Raw genomic sequence first — 5,517 nt, forward strand, 5'->3', positions numbered from 1 at the left:
GCATCCGCTCGCGCCGGCCGGTCAGAATCTTGTGCGGATAGGCCTGATGCCCCACGTCCCACACCAGCCGGTCGCGCGGCGTGTCGAACACATAGTGCAGCGCCACCGTCAGCTCCACCACGCCAAGGCCAGACCCCAGGTGACCGCCCGTCTGCCCCACCGCCCCGATCATCTCCGCCCGGACCTCGTCCGCCAATGCCCGCAAACGCGGCAACGGCCAGCCCCGAAAATCCGATGGCGCTTCTACTCCCTCCAGCAAGGGACGATCTCGTTCTAACGACATCCCTGCGCCTTACATTCCAAAAACCGTGGTGTCATTACTACTCAAGTGGGCCTGCATGCCTGAACCGGTCCTGCACGAAGCGGGCGTGACAGTTGAAAAGTTTTGGCATAAAAAGTGCCGATTCCTGACGCGGACGTATTGACCATCGATCCGCGTGTGGCATCTTCGGGTTTCAAAAAACGACCCGTGACAGTGGGGTAGGCGCGGGGAACGGGAGAGAGATCATGCGGCGCAAGGCGATCATCGCGGCACTTTTGCTGGGCAGTGCCTTTTCCTTGTCGGGGTGCGACAAGATCAAGCAGGCGGTTTCCGGCAAGTCCGAAATCAAGGTGGTGGAAACCGAGTTTCCCGAGCGCGTGTTCTGGGGCGACACCCATCTTCACACCGCCAATTCGGTCGACGCCTTCGGCTTCGGCAACCGGCTAGGGCCGGAAGAGGCGCTGCGCTTCGCGCGCGGCGAGGAAGTGACGTCAAGCACCGGACAGAAGGCCAAGCTTGCCCGTCCGCTGGACTTCCTGGTGATCGCCGATCACGCCGAGGGGCTGGGCGCGACCAAGGCGCTGTATGACGCCCCGCGCCTGCTGATCACTGATCCCACGCTGCGCCGCTGGTATGATCTGATGCACCAGGGGCCGAAGGGTTCGTTGCAGGCGACCGGCGAGATGCTTCAGGCGCGGTCGCAGAACAAGTTGCCGGCCGGCCTCAACGATCCCGCCAAGGCCGAGGAGCGCACGCGCAAGATCTGGAACGATCACCTCGATACCGTCGACCGCTACAACGAACCCGGCAAGTTCACCGCCTTCTTCGGCTTCGAATACACGCTGATGCAGGGGGGCAACAACCTGCACCGCAACGTGATCTTCCGCGACAACAAGGATCGCGTCGCCAAGATCATGCCGCTCGATCCCAGCAACGAACTGTGGCCGGACAAGCTGTGGGATTACATGGACGGCTACGAGAAGAGCACCGGCGGCAAGGTGCTGGCGATCCCGCACAACGCCAACCTGTCCAACGGCCTGATGTTCATGATGACCGATCCCAGCGGTGGCCCGATGACGGCGGCGCAGGCCCGCCGCCGTGCCGCGCACGAGCCGGTGGTGGAAATCACCCAGATCAAGGGCGACAGCGAAGCCCATCCGTTCCTGTCACCAAACGATGAATTCGCGGGTTACGGCACGGCCGGTTGGGACCTCAACAACCTGCTCAATTCGCAACCGACCAAGCCGGGGGATCTGGCGGGCAGCTATGTGCGCGAGGCGTTGAAGCGCGGCCTGATTCTGGAGCAGACGATCGGAGTGAATCCCTACAAGTTCGGCGTGATCGGCTCCACGGATTCGCACAATTCGCTGTCCACGGCGGACGACAACAACTTCTGGGGCAAGCACCCCGGCGTCGAGCCGAGCCCGACGCGCTCGACCGACGGCTTCGTGCCCGGCATCAACAGCGGCCGCATGAACTGGCAATCGCTGGCGAGCGGCTATGCCGCCGTGTGGGCGCGCGCCAACACGCGCACCGCGATCTTCGACGCTATCCAGCGCCGCGAGGTCTATGGCACCACCGGGCCGCGCATGACCGTGCGCTTCTTCGGCGGCTGGGATTTCAAGGGCGACGATCTCAGGGGCGACTGGGTCCACGCCGGCTATCGCCGCGGCGTGCCGATGGGCAGCGATCTTTCCGGGCACAAGGGTGCGGGCGCGCCGAGCTTCATCGTTTCCGCGCTGAAAGACCCGGTCGGCGCCAATCTCGATCGCGTCCAGATCGTCAAGGGCTGGGTCGACAAGGGCGGCAAATCGCACGAGAAGGTCTTTGACGTCGTGTGGAGCGATATGGCGAAGCGCAAGCCGGCGGGCGGCAAGGTGCCGGCGGTGGGCGATACCGTGGACCTGACGCGGGCGACCTATGCCAATTCGATCGGCGCGCCTTCGCTGGCCAGCGTGTGGACCGATCCGGAGTTCGATCCGGCGATGCGCGCGTTCTACTATGTGCGCGTGCTGGAAATCCCGACGCCGAACTGGGTCAGCTATGACGCGGTGAAGTACCACCTCACCCTGACGCCGGACATCCCGCGCAAGCAGCAGGAACGCGCCTATACCTCGGCCATCTGGTACACTCCTTCGTAACGGTGCCCGGACATGACCCTGCGATCCCGCGCGGCCTCCCTGCTGCGCGAACCACTGGTGCATTTCATGATCGCGGGGGCGCTGGTCTTCGCCCTGCTGTCCGGCCGCGCGCCCGACGCGGGCGAACGGCGCATCGTGGTGAACGCGGAGGTCGTCTCGCGCCTGCTCAACCGCTTTACCGAAAGCTTCCACCGCCAGCCCACGTCGCAGGAAATGGACGGGCTGATCAGCGACTATGTCCACGAACAGGTCTATTATCGCGAGGCGCTGCGGCTGGGGCTGGACAAGGATGACGAGATCGTGGTGCGCCGGATGCGCAACAAGATGATCGCCATCGCCACCAACGACGCCGAAGCCGCGACGCCGACCGATGCCGATCTCCAGAAGTTGCTCGACAAGGACCCCGGCCGCTATGCGCGCGAACCGAAGGTGACGTTCGCGCAGCTCTATCTGGGGGCGGACAGCCCCGCCGCCCGCGCGGCCGCGCGCGATGCGCTGGTGGCGCTGCGACAGGGCGGGGATGCCACGCGCTTTGCCCAGGCGGCGCCGATCAACCCGCGTTATGAGGCGGCGGACGCGGATTCCATCGGTGCCACGTTCGGCGATGCGTTCGCGCTGGCGCTGCGCAAGCTGCCGCGCGGCGAATGGACCGGGCCGGTCACCTCGGGCCTTGGCCTGCATCTGGTGCGCGTCGACGCGGTGATCAAGGCCAGGCCGCCGACGGTGGATGAAGCCCGCCAGCAGCTTGCCAACGACTGGCACGAGGCCAACGTGCGCAAGGCGGAGGAAGAGGCCTATCGCAAGATCGTCGAAGGCTATGACGTGGTGATCGAGCAGCCCAAGTGAACACGGTGCGTGGCCTTGTCCTGCTCGTGCTCGCGGTGCTGTGTGCGATCGGCGCACCAGCGCGCGCTGACGAATTGCGGCCGGGCTATCTGGAACTGACGCAGCAGGACGCGGCGCACTGGAAGCTGGTGTGGAAAGCGCCGATCCTTGGCGGGCTGGCCACGCGGGCACGGCCCGCGCTGCCGGCGTTCTGCGCCATCGCTCCGCGCGAAAGCCGGCTGGACAGCGGCTCGGTGATCTCGACCGGCGACGTTACCTGCCGGGGATCGCTGGAAGGGCAGAAAGTGGGCCTTTCCGGTATGGAGACCACGTTCACCGACGCGCTGCTGCGGGTGGCGCCGCTGGGGCGGCCGGTTCAGGCCGAGCGGCTCACCACCGCGCAGCCGATGGTGGAAGTGGTGGCGAAGCCGGGGCGCTGGCAGGTGGCGCGGACCTATTTCGTGCTGGGCGTCGAACATATCCTGACGGGATACGACCACCTGCTGTTCGTGGTCTCGCTGGTGCTGCTGCTGGGCCATCTGTGGACCGTGGTGCGTGCCGCCACGGCATTCACGGTGGCGCATTCGATTACCCTTGCCGGCACCACGCTGGGGCTGTTCGGACTGGCGCAGGCACCGGTGGAAGCGCTGATTGCGCTGTCGATCGTGTTCCTGGCGGTGGAGATCGTGAAACGCCGCGAAGGCGCGCCGCGCCTGTCCGAACGCGTGCCGTGGGTGGTGGCCTTCCTGTTCGGACTGCTGCACGGCTTCGGCTTTGCCGGCGCGCTGCGCGAGATCGGCTTGCCGGAAACCGATGTGCCGATGGCGCTGCTCACGTTTAATCTGGGCGTGGAGACCGGGCAACTGGTGATCGTGGCGGTCTGCCTCGCTGCGATCGGGCTGTTGCGGCGCTTCACCCCGCAAGCGCTGCGCCCGGCGACGCTTGTCGCGACTTATGCGATTGGCATTACCGCCAGCTACTGGTTTATCGATCGCCTGATCGCCTGAAGGCGCTGCTCTAGGGCCAGGACCCATTACTGGCGCGGTCGAGGCGTCCAAATGGCGAACATATCGGGCCGAAAGGCGCGCGGCTAAGACTGGACGTCTTTGCAAGCGCCTTTCGGTTCGAGATGGAAGCCATTTGGACGTCCCGCAGGGATTTGACCAAAATGGCCGGCTGCGGCGTCGAGAGAGCTTGAAATATCGACATATTCCTGCGCCCTCTCTCCTTGCAACAGGCCATTTTGCTTCAAACCTCGATCGCGCCAGTAAGGGGTCCTGACCCTAGGCGCTGATCGGAAGCGTGGGCCATGTTTCGGTGATCGTGTGCCCGTCGAACACGGCGATGTCCCCGAACTGGAGGAACAGCGCTTCGCTCTGATCCGGGCGCAGGAAGACGTGGTCGTCCGGTCGCAGGCTCGTCCGGGCCGAACCGAGCAGGAGTTCCTGGTTGGAGGAGCGCCCGAACAGGCCGGAATAGGACAGCCCCGGCGGCGAAACCGGCTGGGCCAGCCAGTGCCCGCCATGCATGAAGAAGCCGCGCTGGCTGTTGCGATCGAACCAGTGCAGCAGGCCGGACAGCGGCTCCACGCCCGGCAGGCGCATGTCTTCCACCGCCTTGATGACGGGGGAGGCGATGAAAGCCGCCGGTGCCAGATCGGCGAGATCGGAATAGTCGAACGTGCCCGGCTTGACGAAGGCGGACCCGACCGAAACCTCGTTGGCCACGGTGCCCTTGCAATGGCGGCGGAACGTGGGGCTTCCCGCTCCGTTCAGCGTCAGCGGCGCTGCATTGCCGACGACGTGACGCACGGCATCGATAGCGGCGCGGTAGGCGGCCTGCGAGGCGGCATAGGCGCGATCGGGAAGCGGCATCTTGGGAACATGGGGGTCGTAACCCATCAGCCCGGCGATGCGCACGCTGTTGTCGCGCGCGAAGGCGAGCGCGGGGGCTAGGGCCGTGGCATCCGGAAATCCGCCCCGGTGCAGGCCGACATCGAGTTCGAAGCTCGCCTGCAACGGGACGCCATGCGCTTTGGCGATCGCGGCGTATTCGGAAAGCCGCTGCGGCGTGTCGATCAGCCATTGCGGGCGGGCGGCGGCCTGCGGCCCGGCCTTGTCGATCACGCGGGCGAATTCGGCGGCGGGCAGGGGCTTGCCCATCAGCATGTCGGCATCGGCATAAAGGGGCAGCAATTGCAGCAGCATCTCGGCGCTGAACACCATCATCCGCCGGCTGCCCATGCCGTTCAGCACGTGTTCGATGAGGCGGGGGGCGGGCAGCGACTTG

The 5,517-nt window shown here is 65.7% G+C and carries 5 protein-coding genes; 3 read left to right on the top strand and 2 right to left on the bottom strand.

From position 1 onward, the window contains the following. On the bottom strand, positions 1-283 hold a 283-nt coding region (locus tag B3547_RS08230), incomplete at its 3' end, for a 1-deoxy-D-xylulose-5-phosphate synthase N-terminal domain-containing protein (RefSeq protein WP_292961975.1). Between the two features lie 224 nt (positions 284-507). On the opposite strand from B3547_RS08230, the gene B3547_RS08235 reads away from it, so the two are divergent. From B3547_RS08235 to B3547_RS08245, 3 genes are read left to right on the top strand one after another with little or no spacing between them, the layout of a single operon-like run. Further along, on the top strand, positions 508-2,403 hold the full coding sequence (locus B3547_RS08235) for a DUF3604 domain-containing protein (RefSeq protein ID WP_124811291.1): 1,896 nt from the start codon (positions 508-510) through the stop codon (positions 2,401-2,403). Positions 2,404-2,415: 12 nt separating this feature from the next. After that, positions 2,416-3,249 carry a peptidylprolyl isomerase gene (locus B3547_RS08240; RefSeq protein ID WP_292961979.1) on the top strand — a complete coding sequence of 278 codons (834 nt, stop codon included), beginning with the start codon at positions 2,416-2,418 and terminating at the stop codon, positions 3,247-3,249. Further along, the gene (locus tag B3547_RS08245) at positions 3,246-4,235 is read left to right on the top strand and encodes a HupE/UreJ family protein (RefSeq protein ID WP_292961982.1); all 990 of its coding nucleotides are present in this window, start codon (positions 3,246-3,248) and stop codon (positions 4,233-4,235) included. Before B3547_RS08240 ends, B3547_RS08245 begins: the two co-directional genes overlap by 4 nt. Before the next feature lie 276 nt (positions 4,236-4,511). On the opposite strand, the gene B3547_RS08250 is transcribed toward B3547_RS08245, so the two are convergent. Continuing rightward, on the bottom strand, positions 4,512-5,517 hold a 1,006-nt coding region (locus B3547_RS08250; RefSeq protein WP_292961984.1), incomplete at its 5' end, for an alanine racemase.

Origin of the sequence: Novosphingobium sp. UBA1939 (assembly GCF_002336885.1) — a bacterium.
Classification (GTDB): Bacteria; Pseudomonadota; Alphaproteobacteria; order Sphingomonadales; family Sphingomonadaceae; genus Novosphingobium.

What these genes read in the sequence shown, in the direction of transcription:
- B3547_RS08235 (WP_124811291.1), top strand. Translation starts at nt 508, where the DNA reads ATGCGGCGCAAGGCGATCATCGCGGCACTTTTGCTGGGCAGTGCCTTT.
- B3547_RS08240 (WP_292961979.1), top strand. Translation starts at nt 2,416, where the DNA reads ATGACCCTGCGATCCCGCGCGGCCTCCCTGCTGCGCGAACCACTGGTG.